The following is a 22733-nucleotide window of genomic DNA, read 5'->3' on the forward strand; positions in this document are numbered from 1 at the left end:
CTGCCGTAGAGCACTTTCAGGGCTTTGTCGGACAAATTCGCTGTCTTTTCAGTTGCTGAGGCCTCAAGTCGGCCTTAGACTGCCGCCCCTCGTAAATTGAGTGCCGGGTGGCGCTTGGAATTAAACGGCGCCGTTCCGATGACCAACCCAGGTCAGCCGGAACGCTCCCTAATTCGCCTTAATGCACGTTTTTTTATAGAGATATCAATGACAAAGGACAAGTTGCTGGCCATGCCGGCGGATGACTACATGAATGCCGAGCAACATGCTTTTTTCTCTGAGCTGTTGCAGAACATGAAAGTCGAAACCCATGAGCGCATCGAACAGAACCGCATCGCCATCGAAAGCCTGGACACCCCGGCCGATCCGGCCGACGCGGCTTCTGTTGAAGAAGAGCGCACCTGGCTGGTGAACGCGATCGATCGCGACCAACGCATGCTGCCTCAGTTGGAACAGGCTCTGGAACGCATCAAGGAAGACAGCTTTGGCTGGTGCGACGACAGCGGCGAGGCCATTGGCCTGAAGCGCCTGCTGATCAGCCCGACCACCAAATACTGCATCGAAGCTCAAGAGCGTCACGAACAGATCGACAAGCACCAGCGTCAGGCCTGATTTCGTAACGCCCCGCATCGCGGGCAAGCCTCACTCCTGTCAGGAGCAAGGCTTGCCCGCGATGCTTTTTTTCGTCTGCGAAAAACCCGCGTACTTCTATTGATCTGCTGCAATGCCCACTACTAATGGACCATAGATAATGGCCTTGTGGTGGCGTTTAATGCCGATACAACAATTAGAATGACTCGGGGGATGACGAAGATGACGCGTGACGGATCTGTGGTTGCAGCAGTGTCTGCACCCGTACTTTTGCCGAAAAACCTTTGGCTGACGCCGACTCTGCAAAGCATCGCCCTGATGCTCTTGTTGTGCGGCATGACGCTGGGCGGCTGGTCGCTTTACCTTGGCCTGCCACTGGCCGTGCTGATTATCTGGCTACCTCGCTTGCGCTCGCGCGCCATCCCGCAGGCATTCCCCGTCGACAGCGCCAGCGCGATTGCCGAGTTGACTCGCGATCTTTCCTACACCACCAGTCATAACGCGTTGTCTGCCGCCGGTGTGGCCTTTTCGGTCAAGCAACTGGCCGACAAACTGCAATCGCAGCTCGGTGCCGCGGCGCAGATTGTCAGCAACGCCGAAGTGATGATCGCGACCGAACAAGCCACCTCGACACTCAGCCGGGAAGCCCTCAGTGCGGCCAGCGAGGCCCATCGGAGCAGCGCGGCAGGACGTACGGAGCTGATCGAGTCCATCGCCCGTATGCATCAACTCAGTCAGCGCGCCAGTAACAGCCGTGAACTGATCGAAGCCCTGAGCCTGCGCAGTGATGATATCCAACGGGTCACCCTGGTGATCCAGTCCATCGCCAGCCAGACCAATCTGCTGGCATTGAACGCGGCTATCGAGGCGGCGCGGGCCGGCGAGCATGGTCGCGGATTTGCGGTGGTGGCCGATGAGGTTCGCGGTCTGGCCGCGCGCACCGCGACGGCCACTGGCGAAGTCGGGGAAATGGTCGCTGATATTCAGCGACGCACCGCGCAAGTGGTGGAGCAGATCCGTCAACTGTCCAGCGACCTCGACACTGGTGTCGAGCAGGTCGAGCACACCGGTCAGCACCTGGAGAACATTGCGCGTCTGGCTGCCGGCGTCGAAAGCCAGGTCGGGGAAATCGCCAGGGGCGCCGACACCAACCGCGAACAACTCGATAGCTTGTTTCACGCCATCGAACAGATGCGCAGCGACCTGGCGATCAGCGACCAACAGACCCAGCGCCTGGCCCAGGCCGCCGTGCAAATGGAAGGTCAGGCGGAAACCATCAGCGAACGCCTCGCCGAAGTCGGGCTGGATGACTACCACCAACGGATTTATGACCTGGCCCGCGAAGGCGCGAGTCAGATCGCGGCGCGCTTTGAAGCGGATATCGACGAGGGCCGCGTGAGCCTCGAAGATCTGTTTGACCGCAATTACCAAACGATTCCCAACACCAGCCCGGCCAAGTACCAGACCCGCTTCGATCGCTACGCCGATCAGGTCTTGCCGGCGATCCAGGAACCCTTGTTGCCGCGTCATGAAGGCCTGGTGTTTGCCATCGCCTGTACGCAGCAGGGCTATGTGCCGACCCACAACAAGGTCTTTAGCCAACCCCTGACCGGTGATGCGCAGGTCGATACCTTGCAGAACCGCACCAAACGCAAGTTCGCCGACCGCACCGGAATCCGCTGCGGCAGTCACCAGCAGGCCGTACTGCTGCAAACCTACACCCGCGACACCGGTGAACTGATGCACGACCTTTCGGTGCCGATCATGCTCAAGGGCCGGCATTGGGGTGGTCTACGGTTGGGTTATAAGCCGGAAAGCCCTCGTTGAGGCCCCTCCTACAGGGGAATGCGTGCACTAGTCGCGATGCAGGCTAGTGAATCTGATGCATGCGCAGGTTCAGGTCGTCGACTACCCGCGCCCAATCCGCGTCTTCACGCAATTGTTCTTTCAGGAAGCCTGCTTGCTGCGGGGTCCAGAACTCGGCATCGATGAGTTTCTTGTCGTCGGCCAGGGGTGAATGGCTGGCAATGAAATCGTCGATGGCCTTCTCGCTGGAGTCCAGACCGAGTTGGTCGAACAAACCTTTCAAGTCGTGTGTAGTTGAATCCATCTTCATCTCCTTGAGAGTATTCAGTCGCATCGAGTGCGCAATCGGCAGTGCAGTGTCATTGCATCTGAGGGAACCGCGCGCCAAGAGTTCGATAGGGGTTTAGCAGCTTTCTGCGGATTCGCCACCATGGTGGCACTAGGCTATTGCCTGTCGGGGTTTCAACGATTACGATGCCGTCGCGTTTTTGGCGTCACTGAGCCGCCATTCAAAGAGTTCGAACAAGGATGTAGGCGACACTCGGTCCCCCAGGTTTACTGCCGTTCAGTGCTGAATTGCCCATCCCTCGCACGATTTTCTTTCGAACCGACGCATCCCCGATCCCGCATTAAAAGGATGTATGCAGTGAAGCGTCTTGTTTATCTGATGGCCATTGCGCTTGGCCTGTCATTGACTGGCTGTGTGTCTTTCACCCCGCTGGGTCCCATCGGCGAACCCTTGAACCCCGCGCCATCCACCCTTGATCGCAGTGCCGAGATCAGTGACGTGGTGATCTCCGCCCCGGAGCTGGACGATAAGGTACGTGTCGCCGGTAGCCGGCAGTTGACCGAGCAGATCAGCACCTACGTCGACAAAAGCGATTACTTCAAGCGAATCGTGGTGTTCCCAGCCAAGGCCGGTGAGGATGACGTGGTGCTCAAATTCAACCTGACCTCGCTCGCAGGCAAACGCACCATGCACCCGGCTTACATTCCCGGTGCGCTAGTGACCTTGACCCTCTGGATTTGGGTCGACGGTCCGATTTACGTCGACAAATACGACCTCGCGGGCGAACTGATCATCGAAGACCGTCAGGGCAAGCAACTGGCCAGGTCTGTCGAGCAGGTCAAGCTCGACAAGAATGTCGGACTGTGGAACGCCGATTATCTCAATCCCCGCCTGGGCGGTAGCCAGTTGCGCGAGTTGATCGCTCAATTGCTGGCCGGTGCCACCCCTCAACTGCGTACACCGTCAAAGGAATTGGCAGCACATGAATAAATACTTTTTAGTTGTACTGGTGTTGGTCAGCAGCACCCTGACCGGCTGCATTTCCTACTCCCAGCATGACTTGCCACCGGTGGATCAGTGGCCGCCGGCCCAGGCCAGACAAGACAAGCCCAGTGCTTATCTGCACGTGACCACTCAGCAGCAGTTCAACGGCGAACTCTCGGGTGGCGTGGGCAATGCGGCGCTGGTGGAGAAGAACATGCTGGAAACCTTTAAGGAATCCGGACAGTTCAAAAACGTGACCACCGACAAAGTCGACTCGAACCTGTACGTCACGAGTACCTTGACCAACAACGAGCAGGGCAATATCGCCAGTGCCTGGCTGACGGGGTTCACGTTCTTCGTGATCCCGACGACATTCAGCAATACCTTCACGCTGGAAACGGTGTTCAAGGATCAGGAAGGCAACGTGCTGGGCAAAATCGTCAAACAGGAGAGCACTCGCACCTGGTTGCAGATCCTGCTGATTGTTGGGTTGCCGTTCAATGAACGAGGGGACGTGCTGCTCAAGCACTTGACCCAAAGCACGCTGGATGAAGCGGTCAAGCGCAAGCTGATCTGATTGGTTATCGATAGGAAGGCGTGCAACCTGTGCAAGGTTGGCACGCCGCAGGCATCTCTCGGGTCGAGGTGCCGACCCTGCCGGCGAGGCAGGTTTTAGCCTGATACAGCGCGCTGATGGACATGAAAAACGCGCTGTTCATTGCCGGTTCCCGGGTTCGTCCACCCCATCTCAGGCTTTCAATGCACCTTCATCGACGGCAACCTTCAGCGCCTTGGCGGCATCCAGGGCGGCAACGGCGGCAGCGTCCGAGGTCTTGAACCAGCGATCCTTCTCGACCTGGTGATAGGTCACGGTGGTCAGCGGTGGTTTGGCACGCATGATGATGACTGCCTGGAATTCGCCTTCGACTTCTCTGGCTTCGCCCCGGATAAAAAATTCACCGATATCAAATTCCGTCACGTAGCAGCCTTCCCTTGAAATATTCTGTTGTTTTGAACGCCGCCCACCCTGGGGACGGGTTTCATTGGTCGGGCAGTATGGCAGTAGTTGCATGCCGGCGGCTGAGTTAAGTCGCCGGCATGACGAAGCGTCTATGGAAATGAATTTGGCGGGACCGTCAACCGCGTAACTCGAGCCAGCGGGCAAGGGCGCAGGCTTCGTTATGATTGCCGCGGAAACCTCTGACGCGGCCGGTGGAAATTTCCTTGATATGAAAAAAGGCATTGCCGGCCAAAATGACCTGAAAGCGTGGCCGGGCGAGCTCTTCAGGGTAGTATTCATGCGGTTGAAACATCCCTGGGGGCAGTGTCCCCGAGCTGTTCGTATTGGGCGCCTGAGGGTGAGCAAAATGTGTCAGCGTGCACATATGAAGTCCTTTTCGTTGTTTTACCGACGTGTGTACGTGGTTTTGGGTAGTCTCGATGAGCATCGCTGCTCTAGAATCACCGTCAGTGTTTGGCGATCGACGTTCATCTAAAGCAATTTTTTGCTGGCGATATGTCGGAAAAGTGCTTTTTTTAAAGAGCATTTTCCCTAAAGTTGGTAGTCCCGTTTTTCTGGCCGTCGGGAGGGCTTTTTCCTTCAACCTCTGACGAACGCCAGGCAAGACGACGTGAGTGTTGTTCCAGTAGTCTTCTCAAACCTCGCGATGGATGAGCCCTCTGCTCGTTTCAGGATTTCAACCCGGGTCTTTTTTGCGACACCTTCGGCATTGCCGCTTTTTTCTGCTGTGCGCTGTTTTCCTGCGTGCAGCATCATTTTCAGATGTGGGGATGTTTCCTTGGCAGTAAGTAATCTCGATATGCATGCTTTGTTCGTGCTGGGTGATTTGCGCGCAAAGCTGGTTAAACAGTTCCAGTCACGTTTTGTTTACATCACCGAACAGAACGCTGAAGGCATTTACATTGCCGAGATCGACACCGAAGAGGCGCTGGTGGTTGATGACAAACCCGGGCTTAAACTCAAGGTCGGCGATCATTTCAGCGCCTCTGTATTACCCAGTCGCGAAGGCGGCAAGCTGGACATCAAGTTCCGCGAAATCAAACTGACGGTTTACGGCCTGGGTGATTACGCGTTCGTCACCACCGCTGATGGCCACGGGATCGTGTTCAAGGAAGGTCATAGCGCGGTGATGGTGTTCGCCGCTCACCAACAGTTGCAGGAAGGCCTGACCAAAACCCTGAAAGCCGTGACCGCCAAGGCTGCCAAGTGGCGCAAAGGGGAACTGGTCACCTTCAAGGCCAGCGAATAATGCCCCTGACCCGCGCCGACTTCCACGAACAGAACCAGGCCAGTGCGCAAGCCGAAGCCCAGCGGCTGTTCGACCAGAAGGCTGTTTTGCAAGGTGCATGGCTGGGTTGGGTGGCGTCACAGATCTATACGTTGCGTCCGGCGGAATACGCCAGCATGGTACGAAGAGCGCTGGCGCGCTTGCAGGAACCTCCCGAAAACTGATTGACCTCCCTCGAAAGCAGGAACCTCTACTACAGTCAGTTGACTGAGTATTCAGAGGCTTTGCGGTCTTCTGCCAGGCCATCCTGCTATTGCTGTGAACAGCACGAGGTGCAAAAGCATGAACGGATTTCGACGGTTGCTGGCCGCTACCCTGGCCACTTTCGGATTGTTGGCTTCACCCGTTCCGGTGTTCGCTGCCCAGGCGCCGATCCACTTCGCCGACCTGAACTGGGAAAGCGGCAGCCTGATCACCGATATCCTGCGGATCATCGTCGAGAAGGGCTACGGGCTGCCGACCGATACCTTGCCGGGGACGACCATCACCCTGGAGACCGCACTGGCCAACAATGACATTCAGGTGATTGGCGAAGAGTGGGCCGGTCGCAGTCCGGTTTGGGTCAAGGCCGAGGCCGAAGGTAAAGTCGTGAGCCTCGGCGATACGGTCAAGGGCGCCACCGAAGGCTGGTGGGTGCCCGAATATGTGATCAAGGGCGATCCTGCGAAAGGCATCAAGCCGCTGGCGCCGGATTTGCGCAGTGTCAGCGACCTGCCGCGCTACAAGGGGGTATTCAGTGATCCGGAATCCCCGGGCAAGGGGCGCTTCCTCAACAGCCCGATCGGCTGGACGTCGGAGGTGGTCAACAAACAGAAACTCAAGGCGTATGGGCTGGACGACAGCTATGTGAATTTCCGCAGTGGTTCGGGGGCGGCACTGGATGCGGAGATCAGTTCTTCGATTCGTCGCGGCAAACCGGTGTTGTTCTATTACTGGTCGCCTACGCCATTGCTCGGCCGCTTCAAACTGATTCAGCTCGAAGAGCCGCCGTTCGACGCCGAAGCCTGGAAGACCCTCACCGACGCCGACCACCCGAATCCGAAACCGACGCGCTCACTGGCCTCGAAATTGTCCATCGGCGTGTCCACGCCATTCCAGAAACAGTATCCGCAGATTGCCGAGTTCTTCAGCAAGGTCGACTTGCCAATCGGTCCGCTGAACAAGGCGCTGGCCGAGATGAGCGAAAAACACACCCCGCCACGGCAGGCGGCAGAGGCGTTCATGAAGGCGCACCCGGACGTGTGGCAGGCCTGGGTGCCCAAGGATGTGGCGGATAAAGTCTCTGCCGAGTTGAAGTGATGCGGTGAGTTTGATGGCGCCTTCGCGAGCAAGTCGGATCGCGCACCGCCGCATGCGATCAGTTCGAGCAAGTTTCATGGAGCGGCACTTTATCATCGCCGATGACGAATACCCTTACAAAATCGTTCAAGGAAGTTCATCCTGCTGCGACATTTCACGCTGGAAGTCCGAACATGAGCCTATTGATCGCGCAATGGATGGCTGCCATCTTCCTGTTGATCAGCCTGATCCACCTGTACTGGGCGGCAGGTGGCAAGTTGGGTAGCGAGGCGGCGGTCCCGCGAATGTCCGCGGAGGACGGCGCAGAACCCAGGCCGGCCTTCAAGCCTTCAGGCTTTACCACTTTGCTGGTGGCAGTCGGGTTGCTGCTGATAGCGATGCTGGTGTGCATGCGGGTCGGCCTGTATCTGCCGACGGTGCATCACTGGTCGCTGCAATGGGTGATCAGCGCGATTGCGATGCTGATGTTCGCCAGGGCGATCGGCGATTCGAATTTGATAGGGTTCTTCAAGCAGGTGAAGGATTCGAAGTTTGCCCGGCTCGACACCTGGGCGTATTCGCCGTTGTGCGTGGTGTTGGGGGCGGGGTTGTTGGCCGTTGCCTGGATCTGAGTTGCCAGGGCCGGCCTCTTCGCGAGCAGGCTCGCTCCCACATTGGATTTTCAGTGAACACAGATTTTGTGTCTGACAGAGATCAACTGTGGGAGCAACTGTCTTGATGATCTTTATTCTGAAGGCATATTGATAGACAGCTGAATTCCCACAGCTTTACGCCATGCGATGCCCTACAGGAACACCGCGACCCGTTTAGGCCAAGGGTTCTTTCCACTCGGTTCGGTCTCGGATCATGGCGTTCAGCCGTATCAACAACACACGCATACAGGCGATGAGCGCTACTTTTGCGCATTTACCCTTATGACGCAGTGCGTCATACCGCGCTTTGAACTCAGGCTGTCGCTGAATCACCACCCAGCACGCCATGTACATTGCCCGACGCGCAGCAAACCTGCCGCCGCTAATGTGGCGGGGGCCTTCATGCTTGCCACTGTCGTCGTTGTAGGGGGCTATGCCTGCCAGCGCTGCAATCTCGTGCCGTCCAACCTCGCCCAGCTCGGGTAAGTAGGCCATCAAGCTGGCTGCCGTCACGAGCCCTATACCCTTGACCGAGCACAAACGGGCCGTTTTATCACTGTCCAGGTCTTTAGCAGTTTGACGGATCAGCTTTTCTATCGACTTTATGGCTTGGCATAAATAGTCGATATGACTTCGCAGACAGGGTTTTACCGTGTCAGCAGAGGCTGTTTTAAGGCGCCGTATATCGTCGCCTTGCTGCTGAACAAAATTTTCGCGCTGCTGTACCAGCGCACGCAAATTGTCCTGTTCAGGGCTGGTGATTCGGTTGCTTGGCGACTTTATGACTTCGGCAAACTGCGCGAGCAGCCGCGCATCTATCGGGTCGGTTTTAGCGCGCTGCCCCATGGCCTTGGCAAAATCCCTGGCTCGGCGAGGGTTGATCCGCAAGACTTCGAAGCCGGCAGCCTGAAGCGCTTTCATGACCTCTCGCTCATAGCCGCCGGTGGCTTCCAGCAATACGCGGCTGACCTGATAGCGCTTTAACCAGTCAATCAGCGCAAGGAAATCACTGGCGGTATTGAGGTGACTCGCGCCAACGTCTTGCGGGTTAATCCGAACTTCAAGGGTATCTTTGGAAACATCGATGCCTGCGCAGGAAAACATAGCCGATCCCTCTTACACTCAAAGGTGAGAGCGCTCTGGCTGGGCACCACGCTTGTAATGTTCGAGGTCGGCTCGTTCAACTGTTCGGGCTCAATAACCAGAGCGGAGAGGTGAATGGCAGCATGGGCTCCCACACGTGCTTTAAGCACTCCGGGCATTCAGCTTGCCACTCACCGCTCTCACCCTCAGTCTAATTCCTGCCCAAGACACAAGCGGGCTTGCTCGCGAAGAGGCCCTCACAATCAATACAAATCTGCGAACTTAACTCCCGCTTTCCGTGCGCCGACTACTCACCTCAGCCGGCACATCATCCCCCGCCATGCGCTTGCGAAACAGCGCCGCCCGCGCCAGCAGCAACGTGGTCACCGGCACCGTAATCGACAACAAGATCGGAATCAGCCAGGCATGCAACACCGGCCCGGACTTGAGTGCCGAAAAGTAAATGATCGAGGCCAACGCCACGCACCAGGCGCCCAATGTCGACGCCAGCGCCGGCGGGTGCATGCGCTGGAAGTAATCTTTCATCCGCACCAGGCCAACGGCGCCGATCAGTGTAAACAGACTGCTGAGCACCAGCAGGATCGCCACCGGAATTTCAACCCACAGAGACAGTTCTGCGCTCATTCGATCACCTCGCCACGCAGGAGGAATTTCGCCAGGGCAAACGAGCCGACGAAACCGAACAGCGCAATCAGCAGCGCCGCCTCGAAGTAAGTGTCACTGGAATAGCGAATGCCCAGCGTCAGCATCATCAGCATCGCGATGATGTACAGGTAATCCAGCGCCAGAACCCGGTCTTGGGCCGACGGCCCCTTGAACAGCCGGATCAGGGTCAGAATCATCGCCAGGGAAAAGATGAACAGGCTCAGCAGGATCGCGTTTGACAGCAAGGCGCTCATTCGAAGATCTCCATCAAGGGGCGCTCATAGGTCGCCTTGAAGTGCTGGATGAACAGTGCTTCGTCATCCAGATCGAATACGTGCAGCAACAGAATGCTGCGGTCCAGCGCCAGTTCCGACCACACGGTGCCGGGAACCACCGTGCAGATCATCGACAACGCGGCCAGGCCGTTGGCGTCACGCAAGTCCAGCGGCACCTTGATGAAGCGCGAGCGCGGTGGATGGCGACCGGCGTTGAGCACGCCCCAGGCCACGGCGAGGTTGGACACCACCACATCGCGACCGATAAGAAAGAACAAACGCACCATCACGCCCGGCCGACGAATGCGGATCGGCAGCGGTCGCAGCTTGCGCATCATCAAAGGCGCGCAGAACCCCAGCACCGCGCCCAGCAGCAGATTGCCGGGACTCATCGACAGGTTCAGCACCAGCCACAGCAACCACAGGGCCAGCGACAACCAGGGAGCAGGAAACAGACGCTTCATGGTGTGACCTCCGCTACCGCGGCTTTGGCTTCCGGACTCGGAATCGCACGGGTGCCGAGCACCGCCATCACGTATTGCTGCGGGTTGTTCAAGGTTTGGGCGGCCGCCTGGGTGTAGCGCAGCAGCGGTTCGGCCTTGAAGGTCAGCGCAATGCTCAAGCCCAGCAGCGCAATGATCGGCACGCATTCGAAACGTCGCAGCAACGGCGACGGCCGCTCCTCGGGTGTCCAGAAGCGCTGGATGCCCAAGCGCGAGAACGCGATCAACGATGCCAGCCCGGACAGGATCAGCAACGCCAGCAAGCCCCACGCGGCATTGGAAACCGGCTCATCGCTGCTATTGCCCAGGCCCAACGGATTGAGCAGGGCGCTGAGCAAGCCGAGTTTGCCAATGAATCCCGAGAGCGGCGGCATGCCGATGATCAGCAGTGAGCAGGCAATGAAGCTCAACCCGATGAACGCCATGGTCCAGGGAATCACCTGGCCGACCACGGCTTTTTGCTCGTCATCGAGGTTGATGCCTTTGGGTGGTTGCAAGGATTCCATCGGTCGCGGCAGATCGCCGTCATCGAACAACGGCATTTCATTGGCCGAACGCGAACGCTCGATCAACTCGGCCAACAGGAACAACGCGCTCAATGCCAGGGTCGAGCTGACCAGATAGAACAGGGCCGCGCCGATCAGGTTGGGCTGGGCGAAACCGATGGCCGACAGCAGAATCCCGGCCGACACCAGAATGCTCAGGCTGGCCAGGCGCTCCAGTCGTTGTGCGGCGAGAATCGCCACGGCGGCGCAGACGATGGTCGCCATGCCACCGTAGATCAGCCAGTCGCCGCCAAAGTACGCCGAGGCGCCGGCCTGGCCAGAGAAGAGCAAGGTCCACAAACGCAACAAGGTGTAGACGCCGACCTTGGTCATGATCGCGAACATCGCCGCCACCGGCGCGCTCGCCGCGGAGTAGGCCGGCACCAACCAGAAGTTCAGCGGCCACATCCCGGCCTTGGCCAGGAACGCTACTGCGAGAATCCCCGCGCCGGCATGCAGCAGGCCGCGATCGGCTTCCGGCACCAGCGGAATTTTCAGCGCCAGGTCGGCCATGTTCAGGGTGCCGGTGACGCCGTAGATCAGCGCCGCGCCGATCAGAAACAGCGACGACGCCAGCAGGTTGATCGAGATGTAATGCAGCCCCGACGACACCCGCGACCGACCCGAACCGTGGAGCATCAGGCCATAAGAGGCCGCCAGCAACACTTCAAAAAACACAAACAGGTTGAACAGGTCCGCCGTCAGGAACGCGCCGTAAAGCCCCATCATCTGAATCTGGAACAGCGCGTGGAAACTCGAACCGGCACCGTCCCAACGGGCCATGGCGAACAGCAGGGCGCTGACGCCGATGATCCCGGTCAGCACCAGCATCAGCGCCGACAGTCGATCGACCACCAGCACGATACCGAACGGCACCTGCCAGTTGCCCGGCAGGTACACGCCGATGGAGCCGGGGACGCCCGTCTCCTGGGTCCATTGCAGCAACAGCACGGCAATGCCCAACCCCACCAGGCTGGAAAACAGGTTGATCTTGGCCTTCAGCGGACGGTGTTTCTCCCCCAGCAACAGCATCACGGCGGCGGTCAGCAGCGGCAGCAGAATCGGTGCAGCGATCAGGTGCGGCATCAGATTCATTCTTTAGGCTCCCGGCCATCCACATGGTCGGTACCGGTCAGGCCCCGGGAAGCCAGCAGCACCACCAGAAACAACGCGGTCATGGCGAAGCTGATCACGATGGCGGTCAGCACCAGCGCTTGCGGCAGCGGGTCGGTGTAGTGCAACAGGTCCTGCGGCACGCCGTCCTTGATGATCGGCTCCTTGCCGATAAACAGGCTGCCCATGCTGAAGATGAACAGATTGACGCCGTAGGACAGCAGGCACAGGCCCATCACCACCTGAAACGTCCGTGGCCGCAGGATCAGCCAGACGCCGGACGCGGCCAGCACGCCGATGGCGATTGCGATGACTTCTTCCATCAGACGGTTCCTTGCGTGGCGACGGATCTGGGCAGGGCGGCGGTTTTGTGACCCCGTACCGATTGGTGAGCGAGGGCGGTGAGGATCAACAGGGTCGAACCGACCACCACGGCGTACACGCCAATGTCGAAGAACAGCGCACTGGCGATGTGAATGTCACCGAACACCGGCAGTCCGAAATGCCAGGTGTGGGTGGTCAGGAACGGATACCCGACCGCCATCGCCCCGAGTCCGGTGACCGTGGCGAACAGCAGGCCGGTGCCCATCCAGCGCAGCGGTCGCAGGCTCATTTGCGCTTCGACCCACTGGGTGCCGGCGACCATGTATTGCAGGATGAACGCTACGGACATCACCAGGCCTGCGACAAAACCGCCGCCCGGTTGATTGTGGCCGCGCATGAACAGGTAGACCGACACCACAAAGGCGATCGGCAACAGCAGGCGAACCAGCACCGCCGGCACCATCATGAAACCGAGCGCGGTATCGCTGGCGTGACGCGGATTGACCAGATCGGTCACCACGTCCGGTGCCAGCAGACGCTGCTGGGCCGGCAACTGCAGGCTTTCTTTTGGCGGACGGAAGCGTCGCAGCAGGGCGAATACGGTCAGGGCCACGGCCACCAGCACGGTAATTTCACCGAGGGTGTCGAAGCCGCGGAAGTCCACCAGCATCACGTTGACCACATTGCTGCCGCCGCCTTCGGGCAGGGCACGGCTGAGGTAGAACGATGAAATGTGGTTCGGTGTCTGGCGCGTCAGCATCGCGTAGGCCAGCAACGCCATGCCGCCGCCGACCACGGTCGATAACAGCAAGTCGCGAATACGGCGGATGCGTGCCTTGCGCAGGCTGCTCGGCAACGGCGACACCTCTTCGATCCGTCGAGGTAGCCAGCGCAGACCGAGGAGGATCAACACTGTCGTCACCACTTCCACTGCCAATTGCGTCAGCGCCAGGTCCGGCGCCGAGAACCAGACGAAGGTCACGCACGTCATCAGGCCACAGACGCTGACCATGGTCAGGGCCGCGAGCCGGTGATACTTGGCCTGCCACGCCGCGCCGAGGGCGCAGGCAATCGCCAGCAGCCAGAGGGTCACGAATACGATCGAACCCGGAATCTTCGGGCGGTCGCCCCAGCTCAGGCTGCTGTGGAGCATCGGGATCAACCCGGCCAGCACTGCTGCGAGTACCACCAGGAACAATTGGGTTTGCAGGCGCTTGGTGCTGATCCGCCGCTCGAGACGACGGGCCAGGCGCATCATGATCACCAGGCTGCGTTCGAACAGGCGCTTGCCGTTGAATCGGCCAATGATCGGCGGGTACTTGAAACGCCCGTGTTTGAGCTGATTGCGCAACAGCAGATAAAGCACGATGCCGCAGGACATGGCGATCAGGCTCATGATCATCGGCGCGTTCCAGCCGTGCCAGATCGCCAGGCTGTATTCGGGCAAGGTGCCGCCCACCACCGGCTGGGCAGCCGCAGCCAGCAACGGGCCGACCACCTGCGCCGGGAAAATCCCCACGACCAGGCAGGCGAATACCAGCAATTCCACCGGCGCGCGCATCCAGCGTGGCGGCTCGTGTGGGGTGTGCGGCAGGTCGGTGGCGGTCGGGCCGAAGAACACGTCGACGGTAAAGCGCAGCGAGTAGGCGACGCTGAAAGTGCCGGCGATGGTCGCGACGATGGGCAGCGTCATCTCGATCCAGGCCGTGGCATTGATGAACACGGTTTCGGCGAAGAACATCTCTTTGGAGAGGAAACCGTTGAGCAACGGCACGCCGGCCATCGAGGCGCTGGCGACCATGGCCAGGGTGGCGGTGAACGGGATCAGCTTGATCAAGCCGCTGAGCTTGCGAATGTCGCGGGTGCCGCTTTCGTGGTCGATGATCCCGGCGGCCATGAACAGCGAAGCCTTGAACGTGGCGTGGTTGAGAATGTGAAACACCGCGGCCACGGCGGCCAGCGGACTGTTTAGGCCCAGCAGCAGGGTGATCAGGCCCAGGTGACTGATGGTCGAATAGGCCAGCAGTCCCTTGAGGTCGTTCTGGAACATCGCGCAATACGCACCGAGCAACAGGGTGCAAGCGCCGGCACCGCTGACGATGTAGAACCATTCTTCACTGCCGGACAGCGACGGCCACAGTCGTGCGAGGAGAAACACCCCGGCCTTGACCATGGTCGCCGAGTGCAGATAGGCCGAAACCGGTGTCGGCGCCGCCATGGCGTGGGGCAGCCAGAAGTGGAAGGGGAATTGCGCGCTTTTGCTCAAGGCGCCGATCAGGATCAGGGGGAGCAGAACAGGGTAGAGGGCGTGCGCGCGAATCAGATCGCCGGCGGCCAGGACCTTGTCCAGGTCATAGCTGCCGACCACATGGCCGAGCAGCATGACCCCCGCCAGCAAGCACAAACCGCCTGCGCCGGTGACCATCAGCGCCATATAAGCGCCGCGTCGCGCATCAGCGCGGTGGTGCCAGTAGCCGATCAACAGGAATGAAAAGAGGCTGGTCAGCTCCCAGAAAAACACGATCTGGATCAGGTTGCCGGAGATCACCAGCCCGAGCATGGCGCCCATGAACGCCAGGAAAAACGCGAAGAACCGCGGCACCGGATCGTCCGGCGACATGTAATAGCGGGCGTACAACGAAACCAGGGTGCCGATGCCCAGCACGAGCATCGAGAACAGCCAGGCGAAACCGTCCATGCGCAGGACGAAGTTCAGGCCCAGGCTGGGCAACCAGAAAAACTCTTCGCGGATCATGCCGCCATCGGCGATTTGCGGGTACAAGAGGGCGACCTGAACAGTGCCTATCAAGGCAACCAGACCCGCCAACAAAGATTCGGTGTTACGCGCGTTGTGCGGCAGCAAGGCTGCCAGACAGCTGCCGATAAAAGGCAGAAGCAGTAGAACTATCAGGGACATAGGCTTCTAATCTGCGGAAGTTTGTGAAGCATCATACGTGCCAGCTCCCGGATCACCAAACGCCAAGCTGTCGCAGAATCCTACAAAAAATAGCGAATGACCTTACAGTAGGCGGCAAATGGAGTCTTTGCCTCTGAAGCAGGCCAAGCCGGAATGGAATACCTGGGCACCCGATGACAAATACACTGTTTACCCGTCACAAGACGCCGCTTTTGCTGGCCGGCGTACTATTCATCAATGCGTTGGTGCTGGGATGGGTTGTGGTCGGCACCGCACCGTGGGTGCCTGACCGGACGATGATGAGGACCCAAGAGCCTTTGCTTATCGAGGGGCCGCAGGGCGATGAACAGGCTTATGTGTTACCGACCGGCACCACTCTCTATCACGATAAAAGCTTTGCCGAAGGGCATGATCGCTACGTTGTTTATTTGAATCACAAAGGCGCGATAGCGCACGAAGAAGTCCCCATGAAGCCTGAATATAAGGGCAATTTCATTTCTCCTCTTTGGATGTCAAATGTTGATGCCGATGCGCTAAAGAACATGTTCAAGCGCTTTCCTCTGTCCAGGGAGGATGTCGCCGCAGCCATAAAATCCAACGAGATCACCAGGGATGACTTGGCCGACATCATCCGCTCGCTACCGGAATAATCCCGTCATTGATCGTTCCCACGTGTGGGAACGATCAATGCTCGGTTTCGCCTTCCGGGTCGACCTCGGGCACTGTCTTACCCTTGGTCTTCAACTCACTGACAATCACCGCCGCCACAATCAACCCCGCACCGACCAGCGCAATGGCCGGCAACCGCTCCCCGGCAATCCTTCCGACAATCCCGGCCCAAACCGGCTCGCCCGCATAAATCAACGTCGCCCGGGTCGGCGAAACGCTCTTCTGCGCCCAGTTCATCGCCACTTGAATCGCCGCACTGGCCGCGCCCAAGCCCAACGCGCTGCATAACAGCAGCCAGGAGAAGTCCGGAATCCTTTCCTGAGTCGGCACCACCATCAAAAACGCCAGCGCCGAGGTGACCGCCAATTGCACCACCGTCACCCGTCGCACATCGACCTGGCCGGCATACGTGCTGATCAGAATGATCTCCGCCGCAATCGCCACAGCGCTGATCAACGTCGCGATTTCACCAGGGCTGAAATTGAATGAAGCGCCGGCCGGTCCCGACAGCAACATCAACCCGGTGAACGCCAACATGATCCCGATGCTCGGCATCAACCCCGGACGCCGCCCCAGCACCAGCCATTGCAGCAACGGCACGAAGGGCACGTACAACGCGGTAATAAACGCCGACTGACTGCTGGGAATGCTCTGCAACCCGACTGTCTGCAACCCATAACCGAGCATGATCGCCACGCCGATAAAGGCCCCGGCCTTGAGTTCGAACAGCGTCAGCTCCCGCAGATGACGCCAGGAAAACAGCGCAACAATGATCGCCGCCGCGGCAAAGCGCAGACCGACGAAGAACATCGGCCCGCTGACGGTCATCGCATGCTGCACCAGTAAGAAGGTCCCGCCCCAGACCATGGTGATCAGCACCAGCACGCACTCGGCCTTGCTGAACCGCGAGAAACGGGAGGAAGTGTGAGGGGTATTCACCGACGTCATGACCTTGCGCGCTACCTGAGGGCGACGCACAATGCGCCGAATGTTGCGCAGTATACTGCCCAACCCCATCAAGTGAGCAATATAGTGCACAAAGATTCCACGCATCGGGCTTCGGTCCTCCAGCACGTCAGCCAGAACGTTCGACGCTTGCGCCACGCCGCCGACATGAGCCAGGCGACGTTGGCGGAAAAATCCGGGGTCAGCCGCCGGATGCTGGTGGCGATCGAGGCTGGCGAAAAGAACGTCAGCCTGACCACCCTCGACCGTGTGGCCGAAGCGCTGAACGTCGCATTCAGCGACCTGATCCAGGCCCCGGACGCACGCGATCCGAGTCGTATCAACGAAGTGGCCTGGGCCGGGACGATTCCTGGCAGCAAAGCCGTTTTACTGTCCAAAGCCACGGCTACCCGCGAGGTAGAACAGTGGGAATGGTGCCTGCAACCGGGAGAGATTTATCCGTCGCAACCGGATGCTGAGGGTTGGAGTGAACAGATTTATGTGTTTGAAGGCTGCCTGACCCTGATGCTGGGCAACACGCCACATGAGATCGCTGCCGGCGAGTTCTACATGTTCGCCAGCAACCAGCCCCACGCCTATCGCAACGATGGACCGGTGGCGGCGCGGTTTGTGCGAAATGTGGTGATCTAACTGTTTGCGGATCAACACTGGATAGACACTTTGCTGTTTTAAAGCTGCGAGCCTTTCTCGGATAATTCTTTAACCTATTGAAAATAAAGTGATTTAGTTTCAGGCACGACTCCTGCAAAAGCTCTGGTGCATTCACCAGATCCCGGAGTCGGCCCATGATAGCCTCAACCCAACCCCCTCGCACCGCCCACGTCATCCGCTCGGACGCCGAAGCCATCGCCGTCGCCCACAAACTCGCGGCACGCTTTGCCATCGAGGCCAGCGTGCGGGATCGCGAGCGACGCCTGCCGGTCGCCGAGCTCGACGAGTTTTCCGCCAGCGGTCTCTGGGGCATCACCGTTCCCAAGGAATACGGTGGCGCCGGCGTTTCCTACGTGACCGTCGCGGAGGTGATCAAGATCATTTCCACCGCCGACTCGTCCCTCGGCCAGATCCCGCAAAACCACCTCGGCGTGCTCGACATCCTGCTGCAAACCGCCACCGAGGAGCAGAAGCGTTACTACTTTGGCAAAGTCCTGCAGGGCTACCGTTTCGGCAACGCCTTCTCCGAATCCAAAAGCAAGAATGCCGGTGCCTTTGAGACCCGTATCCGTTTCGATAAAGACACCGCGCAAATCGATGGCGAAAAGTTCTACTGCACCGGCGCCTTGTTCGCGCACATCGTGCCAGCGGTGGCGGTCAATGAAGAGAACAAGGCCTTCATCGCCTTCATCGAGCGTGACACTCCCGGCTTGACCGTCATCGACAGCTGGGACGGTTTTGGCCAGCGCACCACGGCCAGCGGCGGTGTCACCCTGAATGCGGTGAAGGTCCCTCTCAGTGCTGTGATCCCGGCCCACAAGGCCTTTGACGAACCCACGGCCGACGGCCCGATTTCACAAATCATCCAGGCGGCCGTGGACACCGGCATTGCCGTCGGCGCCCTGGAAGAAACCAAACGCTACGCCCGCGAAGCCCGGCCATGGATCGATAGCCAGCAGGATCACGGCTGGCAGGACCCGTTCAGTATCGCTGCGATCGGCGACCTCGAATGGCGGGTCCACGGCACCGAAGCGATCCTCAAAAAGGCCGGTCGCGCCATTGACCATGCCTTGCTCAACCCCAACGAAGAAACGGTGGCCCGCGCTTCGGTGGTGGTTGCCCAGGCGAAAGTGCTGTCCGCCGAGATCGCCTTGCTTGCCAGCAGCAAACTCTTCGAACTGGCCGGTACTCGCTCTGTGCTCGGCAAATACAACCTCGACCGCCACTGGCGCAATGCCCGGACGCACACCCTGCACGATCCGGCACGCTGGAAATACCACCTGATCGGCAACTACCTGCTCAACGGCGTGAAGCCTGCGCGCCACGCCTGGAACTGAGGAGCCCACCATGAACGCTTTGACCCAACCGATTGTTGCCGGGCAGCCCTTGGCCAAAAGTCAGCATGATTTGCACAACGCTCGCAGCTTGCTTGATGCAACGTTGCGTTTCGTCCGCCAGCAGGCCCAAGCCACGGATGATCCTTACGTCATCAGCCGCTTCGGCGATTTGCACATCCGCATTGAAGTCGCCGCCGCGCTGCTCGAACGCGCCGAAGATTTTCTGAACAGCGTTGATGACAACACGGAAATCAGCGTCGCCATCGCCGAGTCGCACCTGGCCAGCGCCGACGCGCTAAATGCCGTCAGCGACGCTGAATTCGAACTCACCGGCCAACGCACCGTGTTGCCCGGATCACTGCATGACCCGTTGCGCTGGAAACTCCACCTCATCGGCAACTTCCGCCTCAACGGCATCCATCCCCCAAGCTTCAGGAGTGCTGTTTGATGGGCCGCGAAATTCGTCTCAACGCCTTCGACATGAACTGCGTTGGTCACCAGTCGCCCGGTTTGTGGGCGCATCCGCGGGATCGCTCCTGGCAATACAAGGATCTGGAGTACTGGACCGATCTGGCGAAAATCCTCGAACGCGGCAAGTTCGACGGTTTGTTCATTGCCGATGTGCTGGGCATCTACGACGTTTACAACGGCAATGGTGACGCGGCGATCCGTCAGGCGGCGCAGGTGCCGGTCAACGATCCGCTGCAATTGATTCCGCCGATGGCGCTGGTCACCGAGCATTTGGGGTTCGGCCTGACCGCTTCGCTGTCGTTCGAACACCCGTATCCGTTCGCCCGACGCCTGTCGACGCTCGACCATCTGACCAAGGGCCGTGCCGGCTGGAACATCGTCACCTCTTATCTGGAAAGCGGTGCGAAGAACCTCGGCCAGAAAAACCAGACCGAACACGACGCCCGTTACGACTTCGCCGAAGAGTATTTGGAGGTTTGCTACAAACTTTGGGAGGGCAGTTGGGAAGAGGGCGCCATCCTGCGCGATCGTGAGCGGCGGATCTTCAGTGACCCGAGCAAAATCCACGAAATCCGGCACGTCGGTAAGCACTTCCAGGTGCCGGGCATTCACCTCTGCGAACCTTCGCCACAACGCACGCCCGTGTTGTATCAGGCTGGCGCATCGAGTCGCGGCAAGCAGTTTGCCGCCGAGCATGCTGAGTGTGTGTTCGTTGCTGCACCGTCGAAAGTGCTGCTGAAGAAAACCGTTGCCGACATCCGGCGTCGTGCTGCCGAGGCCGGGCGCGATCCGTCGAAGATCCTGATTTTCAACCTGCAAACCGTGATCCTCGGCGAGACCGACGCGAAGGCTAAAGCCAAGTTCGAGGAATACAAAACCTGGGTCAGCTATGAAGGCGCGATGGCGTTGATCTCTGGCTGGACCGGGATTGATTTCAGCCAGTTCAAACCGGATGAACCGCTCAAGCACGTGCACACCAACGCGATTCAATCGGCGGTGGAAGCGTTCTCCACGGCGGACCCGAACAAGGTCTGGACCCCCAACGAACTGGCTGACTGGGTGGGCATCGGCGGTTTTGGTCCGTTGTTTGTCGGCAGCCCGGAGACCGTCGCCGACTTGCTGCAGGAGTGGGTCGAGGAGACCGATGTGGACGGCTTTAACCTGGCCTATGCATTGACTCACGAAACCTTCATCGACGCCGTGGAATTGCTGGTGCCGGAGTTGCAGAAACGTGGGGTCTACAAAACCGAATACGCGCCGGGGACCTTGCGCGAGAAGTTGTTCGGGGAAGGGCCGCGATTGCCGGAGATTCATCCGGGCGCGGGTTATCGAGACCTGGCGGCGTTGCGGCAGCAGGAAAAGAAAGTCGGTTCCTATTCATGATCGTTCCCGACGCTCACTGCAAGTCAGCGGTATTTCTCTGTCCTACTTTGGTACTGCTTGATGAACCTTCCATGGGTTTGGCGCCTATTATCGTCCAGGAGATTTTCGAGATGAAACATTGATCAGTGAGAACGCCATGACTGAAACCCAAAGCGGACAGGCCACCGACGCCATCCGCCACGCGGACATCCTGATCGTCGGCGGCGGCCTCAGCGGCGCAATGCTGGCGGCGCAGTTGCTGCGCCTGCCGGGCAAACGCCAGGTGCTGGTGATCGAACCCCGCGCCGAACTGGGACGGGGCGAGGCGTACAGCGCGGTCGAGTTGGGCCACACGCTCAACGGCAATGCGGCGCGGATGAGCGTCGACCCGGACAACGCCGACGACCTGACCCAATGGTTGACCGAGTACATCGCGGCCGGCGGCTGGCCGGAGTCTGACAAGCAACATGTGCCGGTCAGCGAATTGTTCCCGCCACGGGGAATTTTCGGTTTGTACGTGCAGCAGCGCCTGGCGGAAGCGCAAGCGGTGGGGGTGTTGAACGGTTCAACGGTCGAGCATGTGCGGGCCGAGGTGATTGATCTGCAAACCCGGGACGATTCTGCGTTGCTGACGTTGAGTGACGGGCAACACTTGCAGGGTGCTTTTGCGGTGTTGGCCACGGGGATGTTCCCCGCTGCGCGTACGCCACAGACCGAGTCCAGCGGCTTGAACGCCGCCGCGCTTGATCCGTGGGACGTCGCGGCCATGCAGCAACTCGATCCGCAGTCGACGGTGCTGATCATCGGTTCGGGCCTGACCATGGTCGATGCCGTGGTGTCGCTGGAACAGGCCGGGCATCGCGGGCCGATCGAAGTGTTTTCCCGGCATGGCTTGCTGCCTCACGTGCGTCGGCAACCTCCGGTCTGGGTGGATTTTCTCGCCGAGGATCAGAGCATTCGCACACCGCGACAGCTGGTGCGCGAACTGCGTCGGCATTGCCGGGACGCCATCGCTCAAGGCATCGACTGGCAGGCGCCGCTCGACACTGTACGGGCGCATATTGGCCGGTTGTGGAATCAGGCGACGGACGTGCAGCGTCGACAGTTTGTGCGACATGTGCGGCCGTGGTGGGAATGCCATCACCACCGCTCGCCGCCGATGAGTGCCGAACTGGTAGAGCGGTTGCACAAGGAAGGGCGCTTGCGGATTCACGCGGCGTCGTTCAAAGGGCTGGAGCCTTCAGCGGACGGCGCAGTGAGCATCCGTGTTCGGCGTCGTGGTGAATCAGAAACCACCGTTGTCAGCGGCGCGGCATTGATCAATTCCAGCGGCATCGAATACGACTGGCGGCGGGTCGCCCGACCACTGCCACAGCAACTGCTGGCACGCGGACTTGTCCGACCGGGGCCGTTGGCGCTGGGGATTGCGGCAGCGTTGGATGGCGCGGTGCTGGACGCAGATGAACACGTCGCCAGCCGTCTGTTCGCCATGGGTCCACCGTTGCGCGGCATGTGGTGGGAAAGCACCGCAGTGACCGACGTCGCGAGCCAGGCCAAGGCTCTTGCCGCTCGCCTGACAACAACTCCGCCCCTGTAGCAGCAGCCTCGCAGGCTCGGCAGCTGCTACGGATATCGGTGATCTGCTATTACGAAGAAACCCCGGGTAGATCGGATCTACCCGGGGTTTCTTGTTTGAAGCGGCGCAACGCCGTTGATCAATAACGCTGATACTTCGAACCGAACTCAGGGCGGTTTTCAGCGACGTAGAGTTTGCTCGCCTGGCTGTCTTTGTGATCAACGCCGACGGTGTTCACGTTCAGTGTGGCCGGTTGGCTGACTTTGGCCGCGGCAACGACTGGCGAGGTGGTGTGTGGGGCGGCGATGGCGGAGGTAGCGCCAAGAACCGAAAGGGCGAAACCAAGACCGATGATGCTTTTCATG

Annotated in this window: 26 protein-coding genes and 1 pseudogene; 15 read left to right on the plus strand and 12 right to left on the minus strand. The window is 59.5% G+C overall.

Going from position 1 to position 22733, the window contains the following annotated elements; all coding sequences use genetic code 11:
• Positions 1-207 precede the first annotated feature (207 nt).
• Together QFX16_RS11495 and QFX16_RS11500 are read left to right on the plus strand one after the other, a co-directional pair.
• Positions 208-612, plus strand: a complete 405-nt coding sequence (locus QFX16_RS11495) for a TraR/DksA family transcriptional regulator (protein ID WP_007907888.1) — start codon at positions 208-210, stop codon at positions 610-612.
• Between the two features lie 201 nt (positions 613-813).
• Entirely contained in the window at positions 814-2418 is a 1605-nt protein-coding gene (locus QFX16_RS11500; protein ID WP_283184553.1) for a methyl-accepting chemotaxis protein, read from the plus strand.
• A gap of 43 nt (positions 2419-2461) precedes the next feature.
• On the opposite strand, the gene QFX16_RS11505 is transcribed toward QFX16_RS11500, so the two are convergent.
• The gene (locus tag QFX16_RS11505) at positions 2462-2701 is read right to left on the minus strand and encodes a DUF2789 domain-containing protein (RefSeq protein WP_283183991.1); all 240 of its coding nucleotides are present in this window, start codon (positions 2699-2701) and stop codon (positions 2462-2464) included.
• Between the two features lie 342 nt (positions 2702-3043).
• On the opposite strand from QFX16_RS11505, the gene QFX16_RS11510 reads away from it, so the two are divergent.
• Together QFX16_RS11510 and QFX16_RS11515 are read left to right on the plus strand one after the other, a co-directional pair.
• Positions 3044-3676, plus strand: a complete 633-nt coding sequence (locus tag QFX16_RS11510; RefSeq protein WP_095133458.1) for a hypothetical protein — start codon at positions 3044-3046, stop codon at positions 3674-3676.
• Positions 3669-4247, plus strand: coding sequence for a hypothetical protein (locus tag QFX16_RS11515; protein WP_283183992.1), 579 nt, complete (start codon positions 3669-3671; stop codon positions 4245-4247). The genes QFX16_RS11510 and QFX16_RS11515 overlap by 8 nt, the downstream gene beginning before the upstream one ends.
• A gap of 171 nt (positions 4248-4418) precedes the next feature.
• Here the strand turns inward: QFX16_RS11515 and QFX16_RS11520 are convergent, their stop codons facing one another.
• Positions 4419-4649, minus strand: a complete 231-nt coding sequence (locus tag QFX16_RS11520) for a hypothetical protein (protein ID WP_283183993.1) — start codon at positions 4647-4649, stop codon at positions 4419-4421.
• 157 nt (positions 4650-4806) lie between these two features.
• Positions 4807-5055 (minus strand): hypothetical protein, encoded by a 249-nt coding sequence (locus QFX16_RS11525; protein ID WP_283184554.1) that lies wholly within the window; start codon positions 5053-5055, stop codon positions 4807-4809.
• A 414-nt stretch (positions 5056-5469) separates the two neighbouring features.
• On the opposite strand from QFX16_RS11525, the gene QFX16_RS11530 reads away from it, so the two are divergent.
• The 4 genes from QFX16_RS11530 to QFX16_RS11545 all read left to right on the plus strand — a co-directional run bounded on the left by QFX16_RS11530 (position 5470) and on the right by QFX16_RS11545 (position 7889).
• A complete protein-coding gene (locus QFX16_RS11530) occupies positions 5470-5940 on the plus strand; it encodes a hypothetical protein (protein ID WP_283183994.1) in 471 nt (156 codons plus the stop codon).
• Positions 5940-6143, plus strand: a complete 204-nt coding sequence (locus QFX16_RS11535; protein ID WP_283183995.1) for a hypothetical protein — start codon at positions 5940-5942, stop codon at positions 6141-6143. The genes QFX16_RS11530 and QFX16_RS11535 overlap by 1 nt, the downstream gene beginning before the upstream one ends.
• A gap of 118 nt (positions 6144-6261) precedes the next feature.
• A complete protein-coding gene (locus tag QFX16_RS11540; RefSeq protein ID WP_283183996.1) occupies positions 6262-7278 on the plus strand; it encodes an ABC transporter substrate-binding protein in 1017 nt (338 codons plus the stop codon).
• Between the two features lie 173 nt (positions 7279-7451).
• Positions 7452-7889, plus strand: a complete 438-nt coding sequence (locus QFX16_RS11545) for a DUF3995 domain-containing protein (protein ID WP_283183997.1) — start codon at positions 7452-7454, stop codon at positions 7887-7889.
• A 195-nt stretch (positions 7890-8084) separates the two neighbouring features.
• Here the strand turns inward: QFX16_RS11545 and QFX16_RS11550 are convergent, their stop codons facing one another.
• From QFX16_RS11550 to QFX16_RS11580, 7 genes are all read right to left on the minus strand, one after another.
• A complete protein-coding gene (locus QFX16_RS11550) occupies positions 8085-9014 on the minus strand; it encodes an IS110 family transposase (protein WP_283180508.1) in 930 nt (309 codons plus the stop codon).
• Between the two features lie 261 nt (positions 9015-9275).
• On the minus strand, positions 9276-9638 hold the full coding sequence (locus QFX16_RS11555) for a Na+/H+ antiporter subunit G (protein ID WP_283183998.1): 363 nt from the start codon (positions 9636-9638) through the stop codon (positions 9276-9278).
• Positions 9635-9913, minus strand: coding sequence for a K+/H+ antiporter subunit F (locus tag QFX16_RS11560; RefSeq protein WP_283183999.1), 279 nt, complete (start codon positions 9911-9913; stop codon positions 9635-9637). The genes QFX16_RS11555 and QFX16_RS11560 overlap by 4 nt, the downstream gene beginning before the upstream one ends.
• Positions 9910-10398 carry a Na+/H+ antiporter subunit E gene (locus QFX16_RS11565; protein WP_283184000.1) on the minus strand — a complete coding sequence of 163 codons (489 nt, stop codon included), beginning with the start codon at positions 10396-10398 and terminating at the stop codon, positions 9910-9912. Before QFX16_RS11565 ends, QFX16_RS11560 begins: the two co-directional genes overlap by 4 nt.
• A complete protein-coding gene (locus QFX16_RS11570; protein ID WP_283184001.1) occupies positions 10395-12077 on the minus strand; it encodes a monovalent cation/H+ antiporter subunit D in 1683 nt (560 codons plus the stop codon). The genes QFX16_RS11565 and QFX16_RS11570 overlap by 4 nt, the downstream gene beginning before the upstream one ends.
• Positions 12074-12418 (minus strand): Na+/H+ antiporter subunit C, encoded by a 345-nt coding sequence (locus tag QFX16_RS11575; protein WP_007986256.1) that lies wholly within the window; start codon positions 12416-12418, stop codon positions 12074-12076. The genes QFX16_RS11570 and QFX16_RS11575 overlap by 4 nt, the downstream gene beginning before the upstream one ends.
• Positions 12418-15336 (minus strand): monovalent cation/H+ antiporter subunit A, encoded by a 2919-nt coding sequence (locus QFX16_RS11580; protein ID WP_283184002.1) that lies wholly within the window; start codon positions 15334-15336, stop codon positions 12418-12420. The genes QFX16_RS11575 and QFX16_RS11580 overlap by 1 nt, the downstream gene beginning before the upstream one ends.
• 173 nt (positions 15337-15509) lie before the next feature.
• On the opposite strand from QFX16_RS11580, the gene QFX16_RS11585 reads away from it, so the two are divergent.
• Entirely contained in the window at positions 15510-15986 is a 477-nt protein-coding gene (locus QFX16_RS11585; protein WP_283184003.1) for a hypothetical protein, read from the plus strand.
• Positions 15987-16020: 34 nt separating this feature from the next.
• Here QFX16_RS11585 and QFX16_RS11590 read toward each other — a convergent pair whose 3' ends face one another.
• A complete protein-coding gene (locus tag QFX16_RS11590) occupies positions 16021-17022 on the minus strand; it encodes a DMT family transporter (protein ID WP_283184004.1) in 1002 nt (333 codons plus the stop codon).
• Between the two features lie 15 nt (positions 17023-17037).
• Here QFX16_RS11590 and QFX16_RS11595 point away from each other — a divergent pair, with 15 nt between their 5' ends.
• From QFX16_RS11595 to QFX16_RS11615, 6 genes and pseudogenes are all read left to right on the plus strand, one after another.
• Complete coding sequence (locus tag QFX16_RS11595; protein WP_283184005.1) at positions 17038-17601, plus strand: helix-turn-helix domain-containing protein; 564 nt, start codon at positions 17038-17040, stop codon at positions 17599-17601.
• Between the two features lie 155 nt (positions 17602-17756).
• Positions 17757-18959: an SfnB family sulfur acquisition oxidoreductase gene (locus QFX16_RS11600; RefSeq protein ID WP_283184006.1), complete on the plus strand. Its 1203-nt coding sequence runs from the start codon at positions 17757-17759 to the stop codon at positions 18957-18959.
• Between the two features lie 10 nt (positions 18960-18969).
• Positions 18970-19407: an acyl-CoA dehydrogenase gene (locus tag QFX16_RS11605; protein WP_283184007.1), complete on the plus strand. Its 438-nt coding sequence runs from the start codon at positions 18970-18972 to the stop codon at positions 19405-19407.
• Complete coding sequence (locus QFX16_RS11610) at positions 19407-20813, plus strand: LLM class flavin-dependent oxidoreductase (protein ID WP_283184008.1); 1407 nt, start codon at positions 19407-19409, stop codon at positions 20811-20813. The genes QFX16_RS11605 and QFX16_RS11610 overlap by 1 nt, the downstream gene beginning before the upstream one ends.
• Before the next feature lie 26 nt (positions 20814-20839).
• Positions 20840-20926: pseudogene (locus QFX16_RS29695) on the plus strand (ABC transporter ATP-binding protein); the annotation flags it as partial.
• A gap of 23 nt (positions 20927-20949) precedes the next feature.
• Complete coding sequence (locus QFX16_RS11615) at positions 20950-22389, plus strand: FAD/NAD(P)-binding protein (RefSeq protein WP_283184009.1); 1440 nt, start codon at positions 20950-20952, stop codon at positions 22387-22389.
• A gap of 118 nt (positions 22390-22507) precedes the next feature.
• Here the strand turns inward: QFX16_RS11615 and QFX16_RS11620 are convergent, their stop codons facing one another.
• Positions 22508-22732, minus strand: a complete 225-nt coding sequence (locus QFX16_RS11620; RefSeq protein ID WP_283184010.1) for a hypothetical protein — start codon at positions 22730-22732, stop codon at positions 22508-22510.
• Position 22733 lies beyond the last annotated feature (1 nt).

The sequence above is a fragment of the Pseudomonas svalbardensis genome (assembly GCF_030053115.1).
Classification (GTDB): Bacteria; Pseudomonadota; Gammaproteobacteria; order Pseudomonadales; family Pseudomonadaceae; genus Aquipseudomonas; species Aquipseudomonas svalbardensis.